Genomic DNA, 24,429 nt, shown 5'->3' with positions numbered 1-24,429 from the left:
GAAAAATTTCATATTTGAACCCACCGTAAGGGTTCAGAAATCCCCGGATCACCTCCTCTCGCGGTTATTAATACCCCTCAATTCCAAAAAAATAATAAATTGATTCTTCTTCATTTTGGACCTCCTGTATTTTGGGGTTAAATTCCGCCGCCTTCCCTTTCCCTCCTATTTCTTTTTTCTATTATAACATAAACAAATTATTATAGCATAATTCTGCCAATTTGTCAATGGGTAAGGGCCTATTGCCATAACCCAAACCCACGCCTTACCCAATAAAAAAGCGCCGGTTATTAGCGGCGCTTTTTATGTTTTTTGACCTTTTTGCGCGGGGGTTTTTTAGACCAATGCTTATCAACAATTGCCCTGATTTCTTCTTTCACTTGATCTGCCCCTTTGCCAAGGACATAAGCAATTTCACTTGATAATAGAAACCAGGCTTTTTCTAAACGGCGCTCGTTGCCAAAAGACAGATTTTTCGGGTTCATTTTTTTAAGAAAGGAAAGGTAAAGCGCCAGCTGGGCAATCCTTGCTAAATCTCCGGAATTCAGAATTCTGTCGCATTCTTTCCACTTGGCAGACCATTCATTTTTTAAATTCAACTTCTTTCTTTTATCCCCCAGCAGACGCAAAATCTTCTCTGCCTCTTCCTTGCCAACAGGATACCGCAACCCCCGGCGGGGGTCTTTGGCATAAAAAGACATACTTACCCTTGTTTTGCTGCCGTTTCTAAAAAGAGGAACGAGCACCAAACAAACGATATCCTTCTCACCATTTTTTGTTTCCACGGCCTCTTTAATTTCACAAAGACCATAAGATAGATACGCCACGATTTCTCCTGCGCTGAAAATCATTTTTTTTCCTCCTGCTAATTTTATTTTCTTTTTTTATTTCTGGAAATCCTGATTAATCCCGAACAGGTTAAAACCTCTATCCCTCTTTTTTCCAATTCATCTAAAAATAAATTCATGCCGAGGGAATCCGAAGACATGTGCCCGGCGATGACTACGCTTAGATGAGCTTTCTCGGCCTCGTTCTTCCATTGCTCCTGCATATGCATTCCCACAATCGTGCCAATGCCGGCATTGGAAAGTTTTTCGTAAACATCCTTGGAACCGGATGTTCCGCCAGTGATTTCTGTCAAAGCGATTTTGCCGGTTCTTTTCTCCTTGCTTCCCGCAAAAATAGACGGGCCGGCTTTAATTTTACAGGCTTCTTGGTATTCGGGAATTTCTTTTAAAAGTTTTACTAAATCGCCGACGATTTCTATTTTGCTTTTATTTTTTTCTACATATTTCTTTAAAAAATTAGCCACCAGATTATCCGCTGCTGTATGAAGCGACATCAACGACAAACCCAGAAGTTTGGCGGCGTCCACGGTTTTATTATGGTTAGAGCCGGAAACCGAGCGGGAAACTTCGGCAATTCGCGGCTTGATTAAACTCTCGGCAATATGAATAGGCACGCCATACATAGCATAAACTTCGGCCTGTAAATCCATCACTTCGCTCAAACCCGCCAACCCGCACCCGAGCGGATGATGGCTGATAACCAAGTCAATCGGCTTAATCTTGGAAAGCTCTTTGGCCAGCATCAACTCACCGGTATCAATATCAATGCCGGCCAAAATTCTCTTTACCGGTTTTGCTGGATGGCCGCAATAAACCCGGGAATCGGCGTAAGGATTGACTAAACTCTCTTTATCAAAATCCGCTTTTTCTTCTCCGGAGAGTTTGGCATATTTCTCATTCAATTTTTTCAAACGTTTAGCCACGGCCCGTTCTCCGCGCAAGTCGTTTTTAATCCCCATTTTTATGGCTAAATCATAAATTTGTTTGATGGTCATCATAGAGGTAACTTATTTTAATTAAACTTTTTAATGCCCAGCCAAAACTTGGCGCCGTTAAGCTCCAATTCCGCTTCGGCGTCAAAATCCCCCTTGCCGGGCTTAATGGCTCGGGACAAGGTATCATTTTTCAATTTCTCTTCATGGTCAGCAATTGCTCCCATTATCAGTTCGTCCACGGTCTCATAAAAAATATCCACCTGGTCTTTGATGGTCAGCCCCGCTTTTTTGCGCAAAGCATTCACCTGCCTCGTCAAATCCCTGATGAGGCCTTCTTTTTTCAACTCCTCGGAGATTTCCAGATTAAGCGAAAAAATCCCCGCTTTCTCCAGCCACTTTTCTCCCTTAGGAAGCTCGTCCTTAGCCACCATCTTCACGGTTTTAACATTCACTTCGTCTTTTAATATCTCCAGATATTCTTCGCCTATTTTTTCGGCAATAACCAGTTCGGCGAGCGGCTGTCTGATTTTGATGCCCACCTCGTCGCGGCCGGCCAAAACTTCTTCCACTATTTTTTTAACTTTTCCCATTTGCTCCAAAACTTCCGGCAAAATTTCTCCACTTTCCGGCCACTTCTCCAAATGAACCGACTCTTTATTCCCGACCTTTCGCCAAATTTCTTCGGCTAAAAAGGGAGTAAAAGGCGCTGCCACCAAAGCCAACTTTTTTAAAATGGTATCCAGTGTGCTTAAGGCCGCTTTTTTATCTTCAGAGTCCGCGGATTTAAAACGGTCCCGACTGCGGCGGATATACCAGGTGGAAAGCTCGTTAATAAACTCTGCGATGGGTTTGGCGGCCGCCGGCAAATCATACGCTTCCATGGCAACGGTAACATCGCGGACTAATTCGTTAACCTTGGATAAAACCCAACGGTCCAAAATATGTCTGCTCTTCACCTCTTTAATCTTTTTTTCCTTATACATCTCATAAAAACTAAGAACGTTCTCCAAAATCAAAATCACTTTTTTATAAACCTCATCCACCTGCTTTTCGGAAAAACACAAATCCTCGGCTTTCATCACCGCCGAAGTGGTCAGATAATAACGCAAAGCGTCAGCGCCATATTTATTCACTAAGGCCATGGGGTCGGGGTAATTATTTTTACTTTTGGACATCTTTTGCCCGTCTTCCGCCAGCACAATGCCGTTAGCAATAACGTTTTTGTAGGCCGGCCGGGCAAAAAGCGCCGTGCTTAAAACATGAAGCGTATAAAACCAACCGCGCGTCTGGTCAACCCCTTCGCCGATAAACTCGGCGGGAAAATTTTCTTCAAATTTCTTTTTGTTCTCAAAGGGATAATGCATCTGTCCATAGGGCATAGAACCGCTTTCCACCCAGCAATCAAAGACCTCCGGGATGCGGCGCATTTGACCGGAACACTTTTCACATTTAAACGTTATTTCATCAATAAAATGCTTATGGATGTCGGAAACCTTCTTCTGACTTAATTTTTCCAGCTCTTCTTTGCTGCCAATAACTCTGATTTTTTTACAGGAATCGCATCTCCAAACCGGCATAGGGTTACCCCAATAGCGCGAGCGGGAGATTGACCAATCTTTGGTGCTTTCCAACCACTGCCCGAATCGGCCTTCCTTTAAATGCGCCGGCACCCAATTAATTTCTTTGGCTAATTTTAACATCTCTTCTTCGACGGCCGTCACTTTAATAAACCAGGAAGAAGCTGCATAATTCAACAGCGGAGATTCACAACGCCAGCAATGAGGATAACTATGCTCGTATCTTTGCTGGGAAAAAAGCAGACCAGCTTTGGCTAAATACTCCACCACTAAAGCATCGGTGCCCGTCGGGTCAACTTTGGGTTTTACTTCCCTGCCGGCCCAAGGGGTGATATCATCGGTAAAACGTCCATCGGTTTTGACATGCTGAATAAAAGATAAATTTTTCTCGCGACCTAAATTCATATCGTCTTCGCCAAAAGCCGGCGCGATATGGACAATGCCCGTACCGTCGTCGGTGGAAACGAATCCGGCGGTGACAATTTTATACAAATTATCTTTATGGGGTAAATCTTTATCCAAAAAGAATGGAAATAACGGTTCATATTTTTTATTTTCCAAATCCTTGCCCTTCATTCTTTCCGTGACCTCGTACTTTTTGCCGTTTAAAACTTCTTCTAAAAGTTCCGTGGCTAAAATATAAAACTCTCCGCCTATTTTTACTTTGGCGTAATCTATATCGGCTCCCACGGCCAAAGCCACGTTGCCCGGCAAAGTCCAGGGAGTGGTAGTCCACGCTAAAGCATAGACATTTTTTTCTCCGACTAATTTGAATTTAACTATGACGGAAATATCGCTGATATCTTTATAACCATCGCTTACTTCTATGTTGCTTAAAGTGGTCTCGCAGCGCGGACAAATGTGCATACTTTTATAACCCTCGTAAACCAAACCCTTCTCCCATAAACTTTTAAACACCCACCAGACGGATTCCATAAAAGAAACGTCCATGGTTTTGTAATCGTTTTCCATGTCCACCCAACGCCCCAGCCGTTTGACGATTTTTTTCCATTCATCGGCGTACATCAAAACCTTGCTGCGACAGGCCTCATTGAATTTAGCCACGCCGAGCGCTTCAATATCCTTACGGCTTTTTAAATTTAATTCTTTTTCCACAATGTTCTCAATCGGCAAACCATGGCAATCCCACCCCCAGCGGCGCTCCACGCGTTTGCCCCTCATCGTCCAATAGCGCGGCACCACGTCTTTCATGGTTCCGGCCACAATATGCCCGTAGTGGGGCAGGCCGGTGGCGAACGGCGGACCATCATAAAAAACGTAAAGATTTTTTTCATCTCTTTGCGCCACGGATTTCTCAAAAGTTTTATTTTCTTCCCAAAACTTGAGTATTTCTTCTTCAATTTCGGGAAATGATTTCTTTATTTTACCTTCTGACATAATTTTATTATCTACTAAAATTAATTAAACAAAAAAGCCGACTTGTTACCAAGATCCCGAACGCTCGGGAGGTACCATCTCGGCATTATGCTTAATTGGGAGCTATAACGGGCCGCCCGTTCGGTTCTACTTTCCGCTTCATCAACGGATTTCTTCCGAAAGCTTTCCCGACGATTACCGGGATTAAACGCTTTTAAAATTGTATTTTTAGCTTAACAAATAAATGGTTTTTAGTCAATAAAATATGCTATAATAAAATAATCCTAATTAAATAAGCAAAACCTATGTTTAAATGCGAAAGCTCAAAGTGCGGGATGCGCTTGCCGGACATTATCCTGCTCTTATTGCGCGTTTTTGTGGGGTTGATTTTTATTCTCCACGGAATCAGCAAGGCCACTAACCTATCCGAGTTTAGCGGTCTGCTGGAACTAATTTCTATCCCCCTGCCCCTTATTATGGCGACGATCTTGGCTTACTTTGAAATTATCGGCGGGGCGCTCCTACTCCTTGGCTTGGGGGTTAAAGTTATCGGTTCGCTTTTTGCCTTAGAAATGGTGGCGGTAATTTTAGCCGGACTGTTGAGCGAAAAAGTGGTTCTGCCGACCATCAGTATAGAATATAATTCTCTGCTGCTTTTATTGTCTGTTTATTTTGCCGCCAAAGCTAAAGATGTTTGCGGCATCAGCTTTTTGTGGAAAGGTAAAAAAGAAACGCCGACTGTCTAATCGGTTAACTAGTCATAAAAAAAGCCCGTTCCGATATTTTGTCGGGACGGGCTTGGTGAATAAAATCAAAAAAATATCTTGGCGCTGTGGCCATCGTGCGGGGCAACTCTCAAGCCGAAAATCGGGGTGTCTGAAGCGTCCAGATTCAAAAGCGAAGCTACTCCGAAACGCAAAAAAATTTCTTTCTGGGCATAATCACTATTGGGCTTTAATTTGGTCTTGTTGATTTTTTCTCCGAACTTAAAGCCCAGTGATTTTGTATTATTGGTTCCGTTTTTTCTCCGAACTTCCAGTGCAAAAAATTCAAAAAACGGAACTTTTTCTGACGGCCTAATTAAAACCGCCTTCACTTTCAATCTGTGCATCTCCCCACTGATTACTCCGAAAAAACTCTTGTAAAATTCAATGACAGCTGCCTGGTTCACCTTTTTCTTCCACATCGGAAGAAATTTATTTAAAACTTTGGGTAAACCGTCTGGCTTGCAGCTACGACTTTTCCAGCGGAGCAACTTATTTTGGATAAAAAACAGTTCCTCGAACGAAGAAACTTTGCACCTCGATTTTTTCTCTTTCATTTCTGCCTCCTTTTGTTAAATTGCCCACAGAACAAACTTAGAAAACATTTTATTATAAAAAGCCACGGCTGTCAAGCGCATTGACAATTCGCGCTTTTACTGCTATAATATACATATTTAAAAAACAAAATGCTCAAAGTTGTTAGTTGTTGGTTGATTTTGGGCCCGTAGTTCAGTTGGTAGAACGCCTCATTTGCAATGAGGAGGTAAGCGGTTCGAATCCGCTCGGGTCCACCATATTGAATTAGTCGCCCCTTGAGGGGTTGAAAAAACAAATAGCTATTAATAGCTATTTGTTTTTTATAAACTGAACGGCTAAAAATGTCGCGATTGGAACGGCTAAAACCAATCCAATACTGCCAGTAAAAGTTCTGACAATTTCCGTGGCAATCATTTCGTTGTCTATCACTTGATTAAAAGTTAAAAATGGCGGTTGTTTTACGCTAAATAAAATAAGTAGGGGCAAAGAAGCTCCAGCATAAGCTAAAAACAAAGTATTAACCATTGAACTCAAGTGTGAGATTCCAACTCTCATGGCTTGGCGGTAAATTTGGATTTTTGCCAGTTGCGGGTTCAAAATTCTCAATTCCTTAACTAACGCCACTTGAGAAATAATTACGTCATCTAAAACGCCGAGTGCTCCGATAATAATTCCCGCGAGCAAGAGACCTTTAATATTTATATCGCCGCCCGATAATTCGATTAAGTATGCCGCTTCCTCACTGGCAAATCCCGTCAATTTTGTTATGGCTGAAAACCAGACAGATAACAAGCCAGTAATTATTAGAGAAATTAAGATGGAAAAAATAGCGACTGTTGATGTCCGTTTAAATCCTTCTGTGATATAAACAGCCAAAATTAAAATAAAGAACGAACCAATAATACTAATTAAAAGCGGGTTGCTGCCGGATAATATTTTTGGAACAATGAATTTTAAAATGATTAAAAAAGTCAGCAACAAGACAATCAGCGCCCGGAATCCTTTTAATCTGCCGACTGCTGTTACAATCAAGGCAAACAAGAACACCAACCAATAAACAGGACGAGTGCGGGAAAAACCGATCACATAAAAATTTTCCTCCCCCTCCAGTCCGGGACTATAATTGACTAATACCTTGTCCCCGACTTTATATTCACTGGCTGACAAAACATCAAATCCTATTCCGTCAAAAATTATTTCTTTATCTTTCCAATCTTCTCCCAGCCCCTTAAGTTTCAATTTTTGTTGAGTTGAAATTGAACCATCATCACGAGTAACATTTTTTTGTTCAAGAATATCAACCACCCGAGCTTTAAAAATTTCTTCCTCTTTTTGTTCTGGGTTATTTTGAGCAAATAATGCTGCGGGCAACAAAAGAAAGAAAAAAATTAACAGCAGCGCCTTGATTTTCATATTTTATTTTATTATTTTAATTGCTTTCCCATTTATTAAAGCATCGGCGATTTTTTTATACGCCGAATATAGTATCCTTTGATATGTACTTTGGGAAGTATGCATTTTTTTAGCGGCTTCTTTTTGTTCTAAATCATTGATATGGCGCAAGCGGAAAGATTCCATTTCTTCGGTTGTTAATTCCGCAATCTCAAGAAACCTCATAGGCACGCCTTGGGGTTTAAAATAAGTTATCTTGGGATCAAACATTATTTTTCTGCAAAGTCTCGGTCGCGGCATAGATATTGAAAAATTATAATAAATTTGTTATTCTCTCTTATGTAAGAGAAGGCCACTCGGCCCTCCGCCAAAAACGAAGGGCCAGTCCCGTGCCTTCTTTTACTTTTGCTGGTCTTTTAGGGCTGCTTTTTCTTCTTTGATCGCCGCCAATTCTTCCTCAAGTATTTTTTCTTCATCTTTCAGGGCAGCCAGTTCATTTTTAGGAGAAATAAATCTCCTAAATCCTAAACCTCTGCCCCAGCAACCCCAACCTCGTTTCATCCCGCCTCCGCAAGGGCCTAATCCTCGTCCGGTTCCAGCGCCTTGCCCCATTGGGCCAGTTCCATCTAATTTTGGCATATTATTCACCCCCTTTCTTAATTTTAATAGATAGCTCGGCCTTTATCCACTATCTATTATGAATATACACCCATAACATTTTTTTGTCAAATACTTTAAAAATCTATCAATTTAAACGGATACTCGGACATAATATTTTATGTTTCTATAATTAAGTATGCGAATCTCTCTGCGCGCGCTTGGTTGCCGGGCCAACCAAGCGGAAATTGAAGAATTGCGCGACCACCTTTCCCAAAAGAAAGGTGTGATTTTTGTCGGCCCCAAAGAGCCGGCAGATATTTATATTATTAATTCCTGCTCGGTGACTGCCGGCGCGGAGCGCGATACGCGACGGATGTTTAATCAAATTAAAAACCGAAATCCGCGAGCTAAAATCTACGTTTTGGGCTGCCTGCGCGACAAAAAACAGCCCCAAATTGACGGGTATTTTAAAAATTGGCAGGGCTTCATTCGTAAAGTAAAGACGCAATTAATCGCGTCTCTACAAAAATCCGATATCTCGCCGAATCTCCGGTCAGTCGCAAGGCGTCAAAATAACAATAAATATCTCGTTAAATCGTTTGTAAAAATCCAGGATGGGTGCGATTTTAATTGCGCCTACTGCCTCACCCGCCTTTTGCGTGGCCGCTCACGAAGCGTCGCGCCGGCGGTTATTATTAAAAAAATCAAAGCCCGCGAACACGAAGGCTATCCGGAAATAACTTTAACCGGCATTAATATCCTTTTATATAACTATAAAAAGACGGATTTCGCCGCTTTGATAAAAAAAATCCTTAAAGAAACCGCCATTCCCAGAATTCGCTTTGGTTCGCTTGACCCGCGGCTCATTAATGACAAAATTATTGCGCTTTGGGAAAATCCCCGGCTCTTGCCGCACGTTCATCTTTCTCTTCAAAGCGGCAGTGCGGAGATTCTTAAAAAAATGATTCGCCCCTGTTCTCTCCAAAAAATTTCCGAAAACATTAAAAAATTTCAAAGAATTATTCCCTTTTTTGGCTTTTCCTGCGATATTATTGTGGGTTTTCCGGGAGAAACGGAGGGGGATTTTCAAAAAACCCTGAATTTTATTACCCAAAACAGCTTTTTCAAAATCCACGCCTTTCCTTATTCCAATCGTCCCGGAACGACTGCCGAAAAACTTCCCAACCAAATTTCAAAAAAAATTATCCGCCGACGGCTTGTAAAAATAATGGCGCTGGACAAAAAATTAAGAAAAAATTGGCAAAAAAAATTGCTGGAAAAAAAATTTTCCGTGCTGTGGGAAGGAAATATCAAAAAAATCTGGTTCGGACACTTGGAAAACTTTTTGAAAATCAAAAAGGTGTCGGGAAAAAATCTCAAGGGCAAAATTGAAAACGTCAAACTTGCGTCCAAAAATCTTCTTGACCGCTAAAATCTCTTCCCGCTTGCCTAAAAAAGTGTTATAATAATACTAGTGGATATTATTAAGTTGTTTCTCAATTCAAAAATTAAAAAATATCCCCGTTCCTTACCCTTTAGTTTTATTAAGAAAAATTTTTTCGCGATTAAGCGGTAAAAATTTTCTATCTCAAATATGAAAGGAGGTGAGAACTATGGCAAAAAAGAGAAAAGCAGCCAAGAAGACAAAAAAGGTGGCTAAGAAAAGAAAAGCCACGAAAAAAAGAAAAGCTGCTAAAAAAAGAAGGAGATAAACTTAAATTTTGTTTTAAGTTTAAAACGAAAAACAAAAATCCCCGAGTATTGAACTATGGGGATTTTTGTTTTATCTTAGCCAAAAATTAGAACAATTTTTTCTGTTCCGCCAGACATTTTTCTTTATCGCTAAAAAGCGTCACCTCGCCGTATTGGCCGTCAAAGCCGGGTTTGATTTGAACTCGTCCTTCGCGATTGCGGCGGATACCCTCCACCACCATTGGCAAAGTAATTTTTGCCAGTTCATCGTAATTTAAATTTAAAAGCACATTAAATTCACTCCCGCCCTTAGCGATTAAACTTTCGTATTCGGCCAGCACCGCCTTGGATTTTTTACCCTTAACATTAAGCGCTTCGGAAATAACATCATCCAGCCCCACCAACCTTTTGAACGGAATTTTGCCTTTTTGACCCTTTTCCGTGGTTTGGTCTGCCAAGTTATCCACACGGTGCAAAACGCCAATAGTAAGCTCCTTGCCGCATTCCGGACAAAGATTTCTCCTTTTTTTTGTTTCCTCCGGAGCAAAACTCACTCCACAGGCCCGATGGCCGTCAAAATGATACATCCCTTCTTCCGGATAAAACTCAATGGTGTATAAAAACTTTTTTGGGTCATGAGATTTAATCGCCTCGCAGATATTTTTGTAACTTGGCTCGGCCAAATCAAAAACATTAGCTTCGCGGGCAATGTTAGAAGGCGAATGAGCGTCGGAATTGGAGATTAAAGTAATATTATCCAGCATGGAACAGCGCCAATTCATGGCCGGGTCGCTGGAAAGGCCGGTTTCAATGGCAAAAATCTGCGGAGTAAGCTCTTCAAAGCATTCTTCCGGCGAATCAAAGCCGGATTTAGAGCCAAAAACCGCGAACCACGGCGTCCAAGCGTGCGCCGGAATAACCATGCAGGCGGGGTCAATGTCCAAAACCATTTTGGCGAGCTCTTTGGCCGACAACCCAATAATCGGCCGGCCGTCGGATTTGATATTACACCCGCGCGCTTCCAGCGCCTTATTTATTTTTTCCACGACTCCAAGCGAGGGAGCAAAAACTACAATGTGCAACCGGCGCGTCTGGCCGCCCTGCGAATAAATGCAGGAAATTTCCGTGGCGCAAAAAAATTTTACTTTGCCGTCGCTTCCTTTTAAAACATAAAGGCCGTTGCCCTCGTCTTCCAAATTTTCCCGCAAATGCTTAAACCACGCCGGATGAGTAAAATCACTGGTGGCGATAATGGCCACGCCCTTCTTTTTGCACCACTTTTCTATCATCGGCGCTTCCAGTTCTTTAGAGCAGGCGCGGGAGTATTTAGAATGAATATGTAAATCGGCAATGTATTGCATAAAATTATTTTTTATAAATCCGGCGGACTTGTTATGTTTTTAATATTATTGCTCGCCACATGCGTGTAAATTTGGGTGGTCTGCAATTTGGCATGCCCCAATAATTCCTGAATATACCTTATATCAGTTCCATTTTCAAGCAAATGGGTGGCAAAACTGTGGCGCAGGGTATGGGGCGACACTGTTTTCCCTATTCCGGCCTTGGCGGCAGCCAAAGCGACAATTTTTTGGATGCTGGCCTCGGTTAATCTTCCGCCCCGGCCATTGGTAAACAAAAAATCTTCCGATGTTTTCAATCCCTGCTGCTGGGATAATATTTTTTTCAAAGTTGCCGGCAAAATTGTTAAGCGATCTTTTTTCCCCTTGCCTTGATATATCCGCAAAACCATACGGTCCAAATCAATATCGCACATTTTGATATGCGTCAATTCGCTCACCCGCACGCCGGTGCCATAAAGAAGGGATAAAATACATCTATGCTTAGGATTAACAGACAGCCCAATCATTCTATTAATTTCTTCGTGAGACAATACAACGGGCAAATGTTTTTCTTTCTTAATGCGCGGTATTTTGACAAAAAAATTACGGTTTAGAATTTTGCCAAAATAAAACAGCAGGGCGCTATAAGCAGTATTAATAGTGGAAGCAGAAAGATTCTCGTCCGCTAAGTATTCCAAATATGCCCGCACATCTTTTTGAGACGCGCTGCGCGGGTCCGTACCAGCAAAACGCAAGCAATCATTAATATAATGGATATAGCTTTTGATTGTTTTGTCGCTGAAACCACGTAACTTCATCTCTTGTTTTAACAAAATTATCGGGTCCCGACTCGGCCGATAATGTGTATTCATAACTTGCTTTTGATTTCACATTTATGTTAAAATTATAGCATAAATAAAGCAAATTTTAAACAAGTTAGGATATAGGTAGTTAGCTGAAATATTCCTTTTCTTTTTTGGGCTATCGCCCAATTGTTTTAAAAAATTTTAAAATTTCTTTTTCATTAATTATAGAGGGGTATAAGGTGTTTTCTACGCTTCGCTCCGAAAACGATTTTAAATAAACCAAATCCACACAACATGGCAATATACGGAAATTTTATAGGAATCGATAAACACATCGACCCCAACATTCGAGACCTAACAGGTGCACGCAAAGATGCAACCGCACTCTTCTCGCTCTTTAGCGATACTATAGCGGACATGCAGGCGAGTTTATTGGTTGATGAAAATGCTACCATAGAAGCCATTCAATCAATGCTCGCAGAGACATTGAACAAAGCAGGAGAAGAAGATGCTGTAATAATATCTTTTTCTGGTCATGGCACACATGCTCACCAACTTGTAACATACAATACGGCTTTAGCTAATTTGGAAAAATCCACAATATCAGTTGAAGAAATTGCTAATCTATTTAAGTCTTCTAAAGCAAAGACGATATTATTTGTACTTGATTGCTGTTTTAGCGGCGGAGCACCAGCAAAAGTACTTGAAAATAGCCCTATACCGAGGGATCCAGGTAATACTTTCAAACAATTTACTGGGGAAGGAAGAATTCTAATAGCAGCCTCGGATGTAAATCAATTGGCCTATGAAACTCCTGGCAGTGGTCATGGCCTCTTAACAAAAGCACTAATAGACATTTTACAGGATGGTGGTACACAAATCGATGTGGTGAGTATTGTTTCTAAAGTAATGGAGCATGTAAATGCTGAAGCGAATCGATTAGGTATAACGCAAACGCCCGTTTTATTTGGCTCAATAAAAGGTGGATTTAAAATACCAGTCCTCAAAAAAGGTAAAAACTATTTTAAGTATTTTCCAGAAGCAGTAGGTACTAAAATTACAAAAGCAATTAAAGATCTTAAAATTTTTGGAATCCCTCAAAATATCCTTAATATATGGGAATCAAATTTTAAGGATGGCCTCAACGATTTACAACTTCTGGCAGTTAACGAAAAGCGCATTTTCGAAAATAATTCTTTGGTAGTAGTAGCGCCTACAAGCTCTGGTAAAACCTTCATTGGCGAATTAGCAGCTACAAAAGCCATTACCGAAGGAAGAAAAACTGTTTTCCTGTTTCCATATCGCGCATTAACAAGCGAAAAATACGAACAATTTGAAGAATTATACGGAAAGGAACTCGGTATGCGTATAGTGCGATGTACTGGTGACTATGTTGACCAGACAAAACCATTCGTAAGCGGGAAATATGACATAGCACTTTTAACCTACGAAATGTTTTTAAATCTTGCCATTGGCAATCCGTGGGTTCTAAACAATATCGGGTTAATTGTAATTGATGAAGCGCAATTTATTGCAGATCCGAATAGGGGGATAGTTGTAGAGTTGTTATTAACCTATTTACTAACTAGTCGCGAAAAGGGAATACAGCCACAAGTCATAGCTTTATCAGCTGTAATCGGGGGAATTAATGACCTAGATAAATGGTTGCAATGCGATAAATTGGTAACCACTAATCGCCCCGTTCCTTTAATAGAGGGAGTAATAGACAGAAGTGGTACCTATGAATTTATTGATAAGGATGGCAACAGAAAAACAGAACAGTTACTCCAGCCCCACGAAATACAACAAAGACGTGATCAACCAAGCGCGCAGGATGTTATCGTGCCTCTGGTGAAAAAAATATTACTCACCAACGAAAATGAAAAAATTATTGTTTTCAGAAACATGCGAGGCAATTCAGAAGGTGTTGCAAATTATCTGGCCAACGATCTTCACCTGCCGCCAGCACTTGATGCGCTTTCGAAATTACCAAATCAGGATTTATCATCAACATCAGAGAAGTTAAGACAATGTCTTCAAGGAGGTACTGCATTTCACAATACAAACTTGAGTCGTGAAGAAAAAAATATTGTTGAACAATTCTACCGTAATCCAAAAAGCAAAGTTCGTGTTTTAGGCGCAACAACAACGGTAGCAGCAGGGATTAACACACCTGCATCAACAGTAATTATCGCAGAGCAAGAATTTTTGGGTGAAGATGGACGCAATTTCACAGTAGCAGAATATAAAAACATGGCTGGCCGTGCCGGTAGAGTTGGTTTCCACGAAGAAGGTAAATCAATAATTTACGCAAAAACAAGCTACGATAGAGAACGTTTATTTAACAGCTACGTTGTAGGCGAATTAGAGAAGTTAACTTCATCATTTGATCCTAATCATATAGAAACTTGGATCATTCGGTTGCTCGCCCAAATTAATCAAATTCCAAAAAATGAAATACCGAGGTTGTTGGCAAATACATATGGCGGCTACTTAGCAACCAAAGCAAATCCTAATTGGCACGCTGAAATTAACCAAAGAGTTACGGATCTTCTTGGCCAAATGATCCAATTACAACTTATTGAACAAGAAGGCCTCTTGGTCCAATTAACGTTACTTGGCAGGGCATGCGGGCGTTCAGCATTATCCTTTCCATCTGCGATGAGACTGGTAGAAATGCTAAAAAAAGAAGATCCTAAAAAACTCAATGCTGAAGGACTGATGATCCTGATACAGGCGTTACCAGATTTAGACAGAATTTACACACCAGTAATGAAGCGTGGAACAAAAGAAAGTAGTAGACAACAAGAAGCTGTCCAAAAATATGGTAGTGACAGAGTGCGTGCACTACAAAATTTTGTACCTGATCAATTTAGTTACTACGCAAGATGTAAACGAGCGGCAATTTTATTCGACTGGATTCATGGGGCACCAGTAGAAACAATTGAAACGAATTATTCCACAACACCTTATCAAGGTAAAATTGGGTATGGTGATATTATTAAATTTGCAGATGGAACACGTTTTTATCTTAGGTCAGCATATGAAATTTCCAACGTGATGTTCTTAGGTGGGGGGTTGAGTGAGGAAGAAATGGAAAAACTCTTAAAACAACTTGAAGTTGGCATACCAACCGAAGCTCTTGATTTACTTGAAGCAGGATTGAATCTAGAAAGAGGTGAATATTTAGTTCTATTTAAAGAAGGTATTATTTCAAGTACTGAGCTTCTAAAAATAACAGAGGAAAATGCTATTAAAATCTTTGGACCAAGTAGTTTGGAGAGATGGAAAACAGCAAAACAGAAAGTAAAATAATAAGGTGTTTGGGGCTCGGGCATTCACCCCTTTAATTCCCCTCTGCCCTTCGCCCAAAACGGAAAAACAAAATCGGATCTTTCTTTTGTAAAAGCAATTTCTTTCAGAAATCAAAGGAAAACATGTACATCATATAACAGCGTATATCTGGTTTCGGCTCTTCCAGAGCCTCCACCCATATTTTGCTCCGCTACGCTCCGTAAAACATCAGATATACGCGGACGTTAGCTGAAATATTCCTTTTCTTTCGCCCGCTTTGAGCGGGCGTGGCTTTAAAAAATTAACGATTTTATTTTTATCTTTATTTTATAAAGGGGAAAAGGTATTTTTTTGCTCCCCCCTCGACCCAGCTCGGGGTCGCTCAAAAATGACAAATAAATACTCAAACTTGACCTAATTCCTTAATATGGTATACTATGAATACTTACCTAAACCATATTAAGCATTTTCTATGACTTACCTATCGCCAATAATAAAAGCTCGACTGGAAGAAAAACTAGCCAAACTCAACAAACTTCGTCCCCTACCGAAATCTGCGGTACAAAAACTTCGAGAAAAGTTTCAAATTGAAATGACCTACAACTCAAATGCTATTGAAGGAAACTCTTTAACTTTAAAAGAGACCTTTTTAGTTATCAACGAGGGCATAACTATAAAAGGAAAGCCCTTAAAAGACCATTTGGAGGCCAAAGACCATCAAGCCGCGTTGGAATATTTGTACGACCTGGTAGATAAGGATAAAAAGCGCACTATCTCTGAAATGCTCATACGAAATTTGCATCAAATTATTACTCAAGAAACGGACAAAGAGTGGGCTGGCCGATACAGAAACGCCAATGTAATTATCGGCGGAGCAAAACACACGCCACCAGACGCCTTGCAAGTGCCACAAAAAATGAGGGATTTAATTAATTGGCTCAATGCGCAAAAGAATAAGATTGGCGTTGTTGAGCTGACTGCTTTGCTCCATCACAAATTAGTACACATTCACCCATTTTTTGACGGTAACGGCAGAACGGCACGACTAACTATGAATTTACTATTGATGCAAGCCGGCTATCCGTTGGTGATTATATTGAAGAATGACCGCAAAAAATATTATGACGTGCTGGAAAAGGCAGACAGCGGTAAGTATGAACCACTGGTAAAATTTATCGCTCAATCCATTGAGCGCTCTCTTGATATTTACCTCAAAACTTTAACTCCTTCAACCCAAAAACAGGAGAAATTTGTACCACTAGCTGAAATATCTAAAACCACACCTTTTTCTGCCAAATATCTAAACTTGTTGGCTAGACAGGGAAAATTAGAAGCATATAAAGAAGGTAGAAATTGGTTAACGTCAAAAGAAACTACTGAGCGGTATCTGAAAAATAGAACTCGGCAAAGAAAAAACTAAAACTAAATTGGAGTACTGGCTACGGGCCTTCACCCCTTTAATTCCTCTCTACCTTTCGCCCATATTGCTAATACGACATCAGATACACGCATACGTTATCGGAAATATTGCTCTTTTACAAAATGCTTTTAGAGGGTCCGCAATTATGAAACCTGTAACCAGGAGGAATCCATGAAAATTTTATGCTATCTTGCTGGGATATTAGTATGGTATCTTGATTGGGGAATAACCCCCAACGATTCCGAGTTGAAGGTGCTAAGAACCAACCTTGCCAAAGGGCTGGTGGTCGGCACCTTTACCGCTCTAATCATTCCTGGCCCATGGGGTCTCTGCGTAGGCCTCTGCGTCGTGCTGGTCACGGTGCTGGTGGGTTTCGCCGCCGCCTTTGATTGAAAACCCGACAAAAACGGGGTGGCAAGTAACACGCTCGCCACCCCCTCTCTAAAAGCATTTTGTATAAAAAAGAAAAGGCAATATACTGTTTATCAAATAACCCATTTTAAAATGGAAAAAAAGATTAACCAATTTATCTACTGGACGCCAAGAATTTTATCAATCATCTTTATTTTATTCCTAATGCTGTTTTCATTGGATATTTTTGATGGAAATTATGGATTTTGGGGGACGATTTTAGGATTATTTATGCACAATATCCCAGCGCTTATTTTATTAATTGTCCTGCTGATATCGTGGAAATACGAAATAGTGGGAGGAGTAACTTTTATTCTGGCCGGACTGTTGTATTTAGCGGACATCGTAATAACCCCAAAATTTCAATGGTCTGCATTGTCTTATTCTTTAATAATTGCCGGGCCGGCATTCCTCATCGGGATTTTATTTCTGGTTGGCTGGTGCAAAAAGAAAAAAAATTAAAAACGAAATGCGCGCGACCTTTCTTCATCGCATACGTTACGCGCTGACGCCAATTTAATAAAAAGTTAATTTATAAATACTCCGTATGGAATTAAAAAAACTGCCGGTTTTCATGAAAAATTTAAAAATATTTAACATACTCGTTGATGTTAAGTCGGCTATCCCTAAAAATACAAAAATCTTTTTAATAGGGGGCGCTCTAAGAAATGCGCTCTATTTTAACATTTTTGGCGCCACTCTCCCCCAACGTGATTATGACTTAGTCCTTATTGGTGATAAGAAAAAATTTATAGAGAATTTAAGAAAGCGGGGATTTATCTACGGCAAAATAAAAAGAAAAAATGAGGTTGTATTAAAAAAGAAATTAGTTGAAAAACCAAAACACCGGTTCAACGATTATCTAATTCTTGACATACATATTTCACGAGAAAAAAGTATTTTTAAAAACCTTAAAAATAACGCCAACTTTACTATTAATGGATTCGCCTTATCTCTGAAAGAGGCCACCTCAAAAAACTGGCCTAAAAAAGTTGTTTCATTACCAAATGCCATGTCGGATTTAAAAAATAAAAAACTCAGGGTAAACGTCATCGCTCATCCGGCAAATCTTTTTGCCTGTCTTAAATTTATGTCTAAAGGGTTTAAACAACCTTCAAAAAAAGAAATTGATAACTTATTAATTGCGCTCCGTTCGCTAGAAAAATCTAGATATAAAAGGAACGTGCAAAAGTTGTTTGATTACGTGGGCGGAGAAAAAGAAGCTAGAAAATTAACCAAAAAACTTAACATAACAAAAAATATCTTTGATTTTAAGGTGATAAAAACATTGCGCCCAAAATTAACTTTAACCTAACATCCCATATGTGGTTCTATCCTGAGTACTCTACGACATCACATACACGCAAACGTTAAACAAAATCGTGTTAATCCAAAATCTTAAAAATAACTAAAATATGACCAACGAAAACCAAGAATGTTGCCCCAAATTTAATCCCGAAAAATGGGACCAAAAAACATATAATTGGGATAATAAACCATTTATAAAAGAAACTATCCCCACCTTATTTCATATGCCTTTCCCTCCGATGATTAACAAAAAAGTTACCAAAATGTGCAAAATGGTTGAAGATTCAAAAAGGGCAGAAACTAACCATGAAGATGCTTTGCTATTATTTCGCGACCCCAGCGCCTTTAAATCGGAAATCTATTTATCGGTAACCGGCCCGGTGCCGAACGCGAATAATGCCAATATCTCGGGCACATTTATCGGCAAAGTTTTCGCTGGCCCATATAACGCGGTGCCGAAATTTGTAAAACAACTTGATGAATACTTGGCCACCAAAGGAGAGAAAGCTAAAGATTATTATGTTCATTACGCTTATTGCCCGAAATGCGCCAAAAAATATGGCAACAATTATATGATTATTTTTGCCCAGGTTTAAAGAACACAGATTTGTCTACCCGCTAAAGAATAAATTTAGCTTTGTTTATGGATATTGTCCAGGAAATTAAAAATTTTGTTGAGAATGAGTGTAAAAAACCAAGCAGTAAATATGGCTACGAGCCCTTTATTTTTCATTTTATACCAGTTATCAACTATGTAGAAAAATTAGCAGATGAATTAGGGGGTGATAAAGAGGTTATGTTGATTGCCGCGTGGTTGCATGATATAGGTTCCATAATTTATGGCCGTGAAAACCATCACCTGACCGGCGCTAAAATTGCGGAAGAAAAATTAAAAGAACTCGGGTATCCTGCTGAAAAAATTGAGTTGGTTAAAAAGTGCATTCTTAATCATCGGGGTTCCCAGCAAAATTCCCGTGAAAGTATTGAAGAACAAATTCTGGCCGAAGCCGATGTTATGAATAATTTTGATAATATCGCCGGAATTTTCAAAGCGGCCTTTGTTTATGAAAATCTGGACCAAGGTGAGGCAAAAATAGCTGCCAGAAAAAAATTGGAAAATAAATGGAAACAATTACATTTTGATAAGTCCAAAGAAATTATCAGGCCTAAATATGAGGCGGCGATGTTATTGTTGAAATAAAAAGAAAAAGCCTCACTATATCACATTTGTGACTAGCGAGGCTTATAGATGCTGCGAAAGTTTCAGGAGATATGGGACCAGGTCTTTTGCTGACAGTCAATAACCAGTGCTTCTCCCTTTTGGATTGATTCCGAACGCAACTGAACATCAAGCTCTTCCTTGGCGAAATACCTAGGGAAACCCTCAGCGTACTCATAATGAGTAACAAGAATAAGCACCTCGGCCCTATCTTTGTGAGACCGAACGAGGTCAAGAGCCACGGGAAAATCCTCTGGATGGCGACTCTCGGACCAAAGAACCTTATGTTGTTCGCAACCGACATTAAAAACAGAATTGAGAATCTCTGCGCTCTCAAGGGCACGACCGATTGGCGAAGTGAGAATACAAACCGACGACCCATTTACTACGGTTTTTAATTTCTCGGCGAGTGCTTTCATCTGTTCACAACCGAGATTACTGAGATGAGCTCCGCTATCGTAATCGCCATGTCTTACAATGATAAGCTTATCCACGTTTTTTCTCCTTTCCTAGTTATTAAATTACATCTCCTCGTCCTTTTTTATTACAAAAAATTATCATTAATATCAAAAATAGTCAATGTTAAACCGAAAATCCTATTTGAAGAATGCCGGCGGCTTTTATGTTTATTAAAAAATTGTTTAGATTAAAATAATTCTTCCGCGATTTGCAGATGTTCCGGCGTATTCAATCCCAAACTTTCCCGCGGGTCAACCTCCAGAGAATCAATACTGTGTCCATCAGACATAGCCAAAGCCACCAGGTCGGTCAAATAATACTCCCCCTGATTATTGTTTCTGTTTATTTTTAAGATATTATCCCACAGCCACGCGCCATTGAAACAAAATAGCGCGGGATTCACTTCTTTAATCTGAAGCTCCGCTTCATTGGCGTCTTTTTTCTCCCTGATGCCGATAATTTGTCCGGCTTCATTTCTTAAAATTCTGCCAAAATCGTAAAAAACTTTTTTCCAATCGTTAAAATCATCAAGTTTAATAGTCATCATGGTAAGCGGGCTGGGTGAGGAGATGTGCAGCTCGCTCAATTTTTTGATTGTCTCCGGTTTTAAAAAAGGATGGTCGCCGTATAAAACCAAAACGTTATCGGCGTCGGACAAATTCTCCCGCGCGCAAGCCACGGCATGGCCGGTTCCCAATTGTTCTTCCTGCACCGCGTAATCACACAGGTCGCCCAAATAATCTTTAATAGCGCCTCCATCATGGCTCACCACCACCACCGGCTTTTGGCTCACTCCGGAATTGATAACCGAACCCACCAGACGCTGAATAATCGGCACGCCCTTAACTTCCTGCAAGACCTTGGGTAATTTTGATTTCATTCTGGTGCCGTGTCCGGCGGCCAAAATAACGACTTGAGTCATAAAATTAATCCGCTTTTATTTATATAAAATAATATAAAATCGCCTGCTTGTAAAGGGGCGATTTTAAAAAACAAAAAGAGAGTATCAAAATCTTGGCGGCGGCCTACTCTCGCCTACAAAAGACTACCATCGGTGCTGGGAGGCTTAACTGCTGTGTTCGAGATGGGAACAGGTGTTTCCCTCCCGCCAAAGCCACCAAGATACTGATACCCTCTTTTTTATATCAAGAAGATATCTCTAAAATAAAAGCAACGAGTTATTGTTTACACAATGTTTATGATTAGACTGGACTTATTAGTACTCCTCGGCTCAATCCCTTACGGGACTTACACCTAGAGCCTATCAACCAGGTAATCTACCTGGAGTCTCATAATGAAATTTAATCTTGAGGACAGCTTCACGCTTAGATGCTTTCAGCGTTTATCTTACCCGAACGTAGCTACCCAGCAATGCCCTTGGTAGGACAGCTGGCACACTAGAGGTTCGTCCTTCCCGGTCCTCTCGTACTAGGGAAGGGGCCTCTCAAATTTCAACGCCCACAGTAGATAGGAGACCGAACTGTCTCACGACGTTCTGAACCCAGCTCGCGTACCGCTTTAATTGGCGAACAGCCAAACCCTTGGGAGCTTCTCCACCCCCAGGATGCGATGAGCCGACATCGAGGTGCCGAACCTGGTCGTCGATATGAACTCTTGGACCAGACTAGCCTGTTATCCCCGGAGTAGCTTTTATCCGTTGAGCTTCCGCCGTCCTATGACGCACGGTCGGATCACTAACTTCTGCTTTCGCAACTGCGCGACTTGTAGGTCTTGCAGTAAAGCAGGCTTCTGCGTTTGCACGTCCAGCCCGATTTCCATCCGGGCTAAGCCTACCTTTGTAAACGCCTCCGTTACTTTTTAGGAGGCAACCGCCCCAGTTAAACTACCCACCAGATAATGTCTCCCATGCCTGATTCAAGGCGCGGGATTAGAAATAAAATAACGCAAGGGTGGTGTCTCATTGTCGCCTAGGCTCCCACCTACGCTGAACATACGAAATCTTATTCCAATATCAAGTTGTAGTAAAGCTTCACGGGGTCTTTTCGTCTAACTGTGGGTAATGAGCATCTTCACTCATCTTGCAATTTCGCCGAGTCCCTCGTTGAGACAGTTTTCAAGTCGTTATGCCATTCGTGCGGGTCAGAACTTACCTGACAAGGAATTTCGCTACCTTAGGACGGTTATAGTTACCGCCGGCGTTCATCCGCGCTTCGGATCAGAGCTTGCACTCCTCCCCTTAACGTTCGGACACTGGCCAGGCATCAGCCCCTATACATCATCTTGCGATTTAGCAGGGACCTGTGTTTTTGGTAAACAGTCGCTTGAAAGTCTTTAGCTGCGCCCGCCTTCGCTCTACGCTCCACTTGAGCTTCGGCGAGGCAAAGCCCCCTTTTTCTTAATTAAAGAGGGTGTCACCTCGCCGAAGCTTTGTGCGAAGCACAAAGCGAAGGCGGGAGGCCTTATTGCGAACTTACGGCCGCTTTTTTGCAGAGTTCCTAAACGAGGGTTCTCTCGTGCACCTTAGCACGCTTATGCCCGCCCACCTGTGTCGGTTTACGGTACGGGTCCCCTAATCTTAACGCTTCTGGGCTTTTCTTGGCTCCCACTTTACAAAAATTGACGCGGCCTTGCGGCTTTGTCTATGTCCTCCGAAATGAATCGGAGTACAAGTATATAACCAAAATACTCTCTTGCCACATGAAAGCACACCAAGAAACAAGAATAAGGGAGTGCTGGAATATTAACCAGCTCTTCCATCGGCTACTCCCGCAATCGCGGGACTGACCTTAGGATCGACTAACCCTGGGCAGATTTACTTTACCCAGGAAACCTTGGGCTTGCGGTGTGAAGGGTTTTCACCTTCATTTTTGCTACTTATGCCAACATTCTCTCTTCCATAAACTCCACCGGCTCTTTCGAGTCCGACTTCGACGCTTATGGAATGCTCCTCTACCTCCCCCGACAAAATGTCGGGGAATCGCATTTTCGGTATTGTGTTTGAGCCCCGTTAAATTTTCGGCGCGGAATAACTTGACCAGTGAGCTGTTACGCTTTCTTTAAATGATGGCTGCTTCTAAGCCAACATCCTGGTTGTATAAGTCACTCCACAACCTTTAACACTTAACACAAATTTAGGGACCTTAAATAGCGATCTGGGCTGTTTCCCTTTTGACTGATGGAGCTTAGCCCCCATAGTCTGACTCCCGGTTACTTGTCTGGTATTCGGAGTTTGGTTGGAATCAGTAGGATTGCTCCACCTGACTCCATTCAGTGCTCTACCCCCAGACAATAAACACCGAGGCTAGCCCTAAAGCTATTTCGAGGAGAACCAGCTATTACCGAGTTCGATTAGAATTTCTCTCCTAACCACAACTCATCCCCCAATATTGCACGATTGGTGGGTTCGGGCCTCCCGCAGATTTCACTCTGCGTTCACCCTGGTCATGGTTAGCTCACCCGGTTTCGGGTCTTGTCCTACTAACTATTTGGCGCCGATTAAGACTCGGTTTCCCTATGGCTTCTCCCGTCGAGCGGGATTAACCAAGCTAGTAAGAGCAAACTCGTTGGCTCATTCTTCAATAGGAACGCCATCATCCCGAAAAATCGGGACTCTGACTCTTTGTAAGCATATGGTTTCAGCTACTATTTCACCTCCCTCACCGGGATATTTTTCACCTTTCCCTCATGGTACTTGTCCACTATCGATCACTAAAAGTATTTAGTCTTAGCACATAGTCGTGCCGGTTTCCCACAGGATTTCACGAGACCCGTGGTACTCGAGAATAATCATCATAAAGAGAAAACCCCTTTCGCGTACAGGACTATCACCTTCTATGGTTCCGCTTTCCAGCGGATTCTGCTAGGGAAGCACTCTCTCTATCTGCTCCTTATAGGCGGAGCATTATAACTATCTCACAACACCGCGCAAACATGTGGCCCTATAGCCTTTAATCTGCTTGCCGGACATCCGAAGACGTCCGACAGAACAAATGTGGTTTGCGAGGTTTGGACTGTTCCCTTTTCGCTCGCCGCTACTAAGGGAATACAACGTTGAACTCACGCAGTTCTCTTTCAAGAAAAAATCTTTTCAAAAATTCTGCGTGAGATCAGCGTTCTTCTTTTTCTTTTCCTCTGGGTACTAAGATGTTTCAATTCCCCAGGTGCCCTTCGCGTATCCTATGAATTCAGATACGGATATCCCGACATTACTCGGGATGAGTTTCCTCATTCGGAAATCCCCGGATCAAAGGTTGCTTGCCACCTCTCCGAGGCTTATCGCAGGCTGCTACGTCCTTCTTCGGCTTTTAGTGTCGAGGCATCCACCATATGCCCTTGAGTGCCTAATCATAAACACTCTATAAACAATTTGGCTTACAAATAAAATTAAACTTAAGTTTAAGATGCTCGTTGCTTTATTACCCTGAATTTTCAAAGTCCCGCTACCTTAGTAGCTAAATAACGCCACCAACTTTTTGGTTTCGCTCTTTAA

20 protein-coding genes, 1 tRNA gene and 2 rRNA genes are annotated in these 24,429 nt (G+C 41.3%); 10 read left to right on the top strand and 13 right to left on the bottom strand.

Going from position 1 to position 24,429, the window contains the following annotated elements; all coding sequences use genetic code 11:
• Positions 1-290: 290 nt before the first annotated feature.
• Genes PHG22_04290 through ileS form a run of 3 tightly spaced genes read right to left on the bottom strand, consistent with a single transcriptional unit; the run spans position 291 to position 4,758 of the window.
• Entirely contained in the window at positions 291-851 is a 561-nt protein-coding gene (locus tag PHG22_04290) for a hypothetical protein (protein MDD5490971.1), read from the bottom strand.
• Between the two features lie 20 nt (positions 852-871).
• Entirely contained in the window at positions 872-1,843 is a 972-nt protein-coding gene (locus tag PHG22_04285) for an NGG1p interacting factor NIF3 (protein MDD5490970.1), read from the bottom strand.
• 17 nt (positions 1,844-1,860) lie between these two features.
• Positions 1,861-4,758 (bottom strand): isoleucine--tRNA ligase, encoded by a 2,898-nt coding sequence (gene ileS / locus PHG22_04280; GenBank protein MDD5490969.1) that lies wholly within the window; start codon positions 4,756-4,758, stop codon positions 1,861-1,863.
• Positions 4,759-5,042: 284 nt separating this feature from the next.
• On the opposite strand from ileS, the gene PHG22_04275 reads away from it, so the two are divergent.
• Positions 5,043-5,483 carry a DoxX family protein gene (locus tag PHG22_04275; GenBank protein MDD5490968.1) on the top strand — a complete coding sequence of 147 codons (441 nt, stop codon included), beginning with the start codon at positions 5,043-5,045 and terminating at the stop codon, positions 5,481-5,483.
• Between the two features lie 65 nt (positions 5,484-5,548).
• Here PHG22_04275 and PHG22_04270 read toward each other — a convergent pair whose 3' ends face one another.
• Positions 5,549-6,058, bottom strand: a complete 510-nt coding sequence (locus PHG22_04270; GenBank protein MDD5490967.1) for a hypothetical protein — start codon at positions 6,056-6,058, stop codon at positions 5,549-5,551.
• A 161-nt stretch (positions 6,059-6,219) separates the two neighbouring features.
• Here PHG22_04270 and PHG22_04265 point away from each other — a divergent pair.
• Positions 6,220-6,295, top strand: a tRNA-Ala gene (locus PHG22_04265).
• A 52-nt stretch (positions 6,296-6,347) separates the two neighbouring features.
• Here the strand turns inward: PHG22_04265 and PHG22_04260 are convergent.
• From PHG22_04260 to PHG22_04250, 3 genes are all read right to left on the bottom strand, one after another.
• Positions 6,348-7,451: a YibE/F family protein gene (locus tag PHG22_04260; GenBank protein MDD5490966.1), complete on the bottom strand. Its 1,104-nt coding sequence runs from the start codon at positions 7,449-7,451 to the stop codon at positions 6,348-6,350.
• Between the two features lie 3 nt (positions 7,452-7,454).
• Positions 7,455-7,730 carry a DUF134 domain-containing protein gene (locus PHG22_04255; protein ID MDD5490965.1) on the bottom strand — a complete coding sequence of 92 codons (276 nt, stop codon included), beginning with the start codon at positions 7,728-7,730 and terminating at the stop codon, positions 7,455-7,457.
• A 99-nt stretch (positions 7,731-7,829) separates the two neighbouring features.
• Complete coding sequence (locus PHG22_04250) at positions 7,830-8,069, bottom strand: DUF5320 domain-containing protein (GenBank protein ID MDD5490964.1); 240 nt, start codon at positions 8,067-8,069, stop codon at positions 7,830-7,832.
• Positions 8,070-8,226: 157 nt separating this feature from the next.
• Between PHG22_04250 and PHG22_04245 the strand changes: the two genes are divergently transcribed.
• A complete protein-coding gene (locus PHG22_04245; protein ID MDD5490963.1) occupies positions 8,227-9,462 on the top strand; it encodes a MiaB/RimO family radical SAM methylthiotransferase in 1,236 nt (411 codons plus the stop codon).
• Positions 9,463-9,829: 367 nt separating this feature from the next.
• Here the strand turns inward: PHG22_04245 and PHG22_04240 are convergent, their stop codons facing one another.
• Together PHG22_04240 and PHG22_04235 are read right to left on the bottom strand one after the other, a co-directional pair.
• Positions 9,830-11,083, bottom strand: a complete 1,254-nt coding sequence (locus PHG22_04240; protein ID MDD5490962.1) for an endonuclease Q family protein — start codon at positions 11,081-11,083, stop codon at positions 9,830-9,832.
• A gap of 11 nt (positions 11,084-11,094) precedes the next feature.
• The gene (locus tag PHG22_04235; protein ID MDD5490961.1) at positions 11,095-11,934 is read right to left on the bottom strand and encodes a tyrosine-type recombinase/integrase; all 840 of its coding nucleotides are present in this window, start codon (positions 11,932-11,934) and stop codon (positions 11,095-11,097) included.
• Between the two features lie 228 nt (positions 11,935-12,162).
• Between PHG22_04235 and PHG22_04230 the strand changes: the two genes are divergently transcribed.
• From PHG22_04230 to PHG22_04200, 7 genes are all read left to right on the top strand, one after another.
• Positions 12,163-15,183 (top strand): caspase family protein, encoded by a 3,021-nt coding sequence (locus PHG22_04230; GenBank protein ID MDD5490960.1) that lies wholly within the window; start codon positions 12,163-12,165, stop codon positions 15,181-15,183.
• A gap of 451 nt (positions 15,184-15,634) precedes the next feature.
• A complete protein-coding gene (locus PHG22_04225) occupies positions 15,635-16,582 on the top strand; it encodes a Fic family protein (GenBank protein MDD5490959.1) in 948 nt (315 codons plus the stop codon).
• A gap of 171 nt (positions 16,583-16,753) precedes the next feature.
• Positions 16,754-16,975 carry a hypothetical protein gene (locus tag PHG22_04220; protein ID MDD5490958.1) on the top strand — a complete coding sequence of 74 codons (222 nt, stop codon included), beginning with the start codon at positions 16,754-16,756 and terminating at the stop codon, positions 16,973-16,975.
• Positions 16,976-17,086: 111 nt separating this feature from the next.
• Positions 17,087-17,455: a hypothetical protein gene (locus tag PHG22_04215; protein MDD5490957.1), complete on the top strand. Its 369-nt coding sequence runs from the start codon at positions 17,087-17,089 to the stop codon at positions 17,453-17,455.
• A gap of 85 nt (positions 17,456-17,540) precedes the next feature.
• Complete coding sequence (locus PHG22_04210; protein ID MDD5490956.1) at positions 17,541-18,308, top strand: hypothetical protein; 768 nt, start codon at positions 17,541-17,543, stop codon at positions 18,306-18,308.
• A 100-nt stretch (positions 18,309-18,408) separates the two neighbouring features.
• Positions 18,409-18,897 (top strand): hypothetical protein, encoded by a 489-nt coding sequence (locus tag PHG22_04205; GenBank protein MDD5490955.1) that lies wholly within the window; start codon positions 18,409-18,411, stop codon positions 18,895-18,897.
• 47 nt (positions 18,898-18,944) lie between these two features.
• On the top strand, positions 18,945-19,502 hold the full coding sequence (locus PHG22_04200) for an HD domain-containing protein (GenBank protein MDD5490954.1): 558 nt from the start codon (positions 18,945-18,947) through the stop codon (positions 19,500-19,502).
• A gap of 62 nt (positions 19,503-19,564) precedes the next feature.
• Here PHG22_04200 and PHG22_04195 read toward each other — a convergent pair whose 3' ends face one another.
• The 4 genes from PHG22_04195 to PHG22_04180 all read right to left on the bottom strand — a co-directional run bounded on the left by PHG22_04195 (position 19,565) and on the right by PHG22_04180 (position 24,286).
• A complete protein-coding gene (locus tag PHG22_04195; GenBank protein MDD5490953.1) occupies positions 19,565-20,014 on the bottom strand; it encodes a histidine phosphatase family protein in 450 nt (149 codons plus the stop codon).
• Positions 20,015-20,166: 152 nt separating this feature from the next.
• A complete protein-coding gene (locus PHG22_04190; protein MDD5490952.1) occupies positions 20,167-20,901 on the bottom strand; it encodes an NTP transferase domain-containing protein in 735 nt (244 codons plus the stop codon).
• A 90-nt stretch (positions 20,902-20,991) separates the two neighbouring features.
• Positions 20,992-21,101 (bottom strand): 5S ribosomal RNA (gene rrf / locus PHG22_04185).
• 76 nt (positions 21,102-21,177) lie between these two features.
• Positions 21,178-24,286 (bottom strand): 23S ribosomal RNA (locus PHG22_04180).
• Between the last annotated feature and the right edge of the window lie 143 nt (positions 24,287-24,429).

The sequence above is a fragment of the Patescibacteria group bacterium genome (assembly GCA_028716045.1).
In the GTDB taxonomy this organism is placed as follows: domain Bacteria; phylum Patescibacteriota; class Patescibacteriia; order JAQUQO01; family JAQUQO01; genus JAQUQO01.
The sequence above is the reverse complement of the archived record's forward strand: the minus strand, read 5'-3'. Positions and strand labels throughout refer to the sequence as shown.